A 1,511-nucleotide genomic window follows, 5' to 3' on the forward strand; every position below is an offset into this window, starting at 1 on the left:
AAAGTGCAATATTGAAGGTAAGGATGTCTCGGATTGATCAACTAATAACTGAAGGAAATAAAAGGCGATTATTGCGAAAAAGGTTGCACAAACTCTAGACTTTTACCTTTCAGCATGTTTAGTTAGGTATTACCATTACTGCTCAAATACTTTCAGCATTAGGTGAACCTACAATGGAAAAGATGTTACATCCCGTATTTGAAAGATTCAATGTGTCAGAAGCTATATCTACTATTCTTTCTTATATAATTGCTTCTAGCCATTGTAGAATTTTTACACGTTTTTCTTAGGGAACTGGCACATAAAACATTAACCATTAAATTCTCAGAAAGAATGACATTAGCATTGTCTCCATCACTATATTGGTTTGGAAAAGTAACAAACCCTTTTATAACTTTGTTAAATGGTTCTTCTCGTCTTCTTATTCGTATTTTTGGAGTTAAACCTGCTAGACATGAGACAGTTGACTCAGAAGAAGAAATTAAACTGATTGTTACTCAAAGTTATGAAAAGAAGATTAATCAAACGGAATTAGAGTTTCTTGAAAACATTTTTGTATATGATGCTTATAAAAATGACATTATGATTCCAAAAGAAAAGATTGTATCTCTTGAAAAAAAGATGACGATTGTGGAAGTTGTATCAGATTAGATAAATTTCAATAGATTTCCAGTAACTAAAGATCAAATTACTATAAATTTATAGGTTTCATTAATACAAGAGAGATGTTAACAGTATTTTAGCTGGAAACGCACCAACTATGGATACTTTTATTCACCGTCTTCCTAGCTTCTTTGAACTGCTCCTTTTTCTTTTTGTATAGATTTACAAAAGTTTTTATGTTGAAAAATAATTGAAATATTCTTTTTATATTTGGATAGTACTGGCACACTAGTGGAATTTTTTCATAAAATGCAGGATAAACAACTATTGGTTTTCACTAAAGCGACTATTCTTTCATATGAGGTGATAATCTTGAAGAAAGAAAAAATGATTGCAGATGAATTACAGTGTATGTACTTAGAGGGTAGACTTGTTGAGTTTGATGAGAGATATATTAATAAGATAAGTCGGAAATTACGGACAGGTGACTTATCACTTAATGAGTTAATTCGCGATGATTCTATCCTAAAAAAGGTAGTACTCGAGGCTTTCGAGCGTTTGTATTTATAGAGAATAATTGCCTAATCCCTTCTTAATAAAGAAGAGTTCATCTAATAGTTATAAAAGAATTATAAAATACGCTAGAAAAAATTCACTTACGAGTGACTTCCTCAATAGGGCTCAAATGTGATAATCAGGTCATGATAGATGAAGTGAAAAAATCACAAAAACTATTCTAAACAGGCTTCGATAATATTTACAGTACTACTTCACTAAATCCCTAAAAGGACGAAGATAATGATGTGGAAGGTGAAACTGCCACTATATATGCAAGTTGTTTGCATATATATAATCTGTTAATTATAAAAAGAGAACAATCCATCGCTGACTAACACCTTTCCGGAGTG

Annotated in this window: 2 protein-coding genes; both read left to right on the forward strand. The window is 31.2% G+C overall.

The genetic code is table 11. From position 1 onward, the window contains the following. The first annotated feature begins 249 nt into the window (after window positions 1–249). Window positions 250–651 (forward strand): CNNM domain-containing protein, encoded by a 402-nt coding sequence (locus tag ACZ3IG_RS36155; protein WP_328590392.1) that lies wholly within the window; start codon window positions 250–252, stop codon window positions 649–651. Window positions 652–990: 339 nt separating this feature from the next. Continuing rightward, window positions 991–1,173, forward strand: coding sequence for a hypothetical protein (locus ACZ3IG_RS36160; protein ID WP_467437480.1), 183 nt, complete (start codon window positions 991–993; stop codon window positions 1,171–1,173). Window positions 1,174–1,511 lie beyond the last annotated feature (338 nt).

It is taken from the genome of Streptomyces sp. NPDC016677 (assembly GCF_055562815.1).

Coding starts and splice junctions, on each gene's coding strand:
- ACZ3IG_RS36160 (WP_467437480.1), top strand. CDS start 991: ATGATTGCAGATGAATTACAGTGTATGTACTTAGAGGGTAGACTTGTT.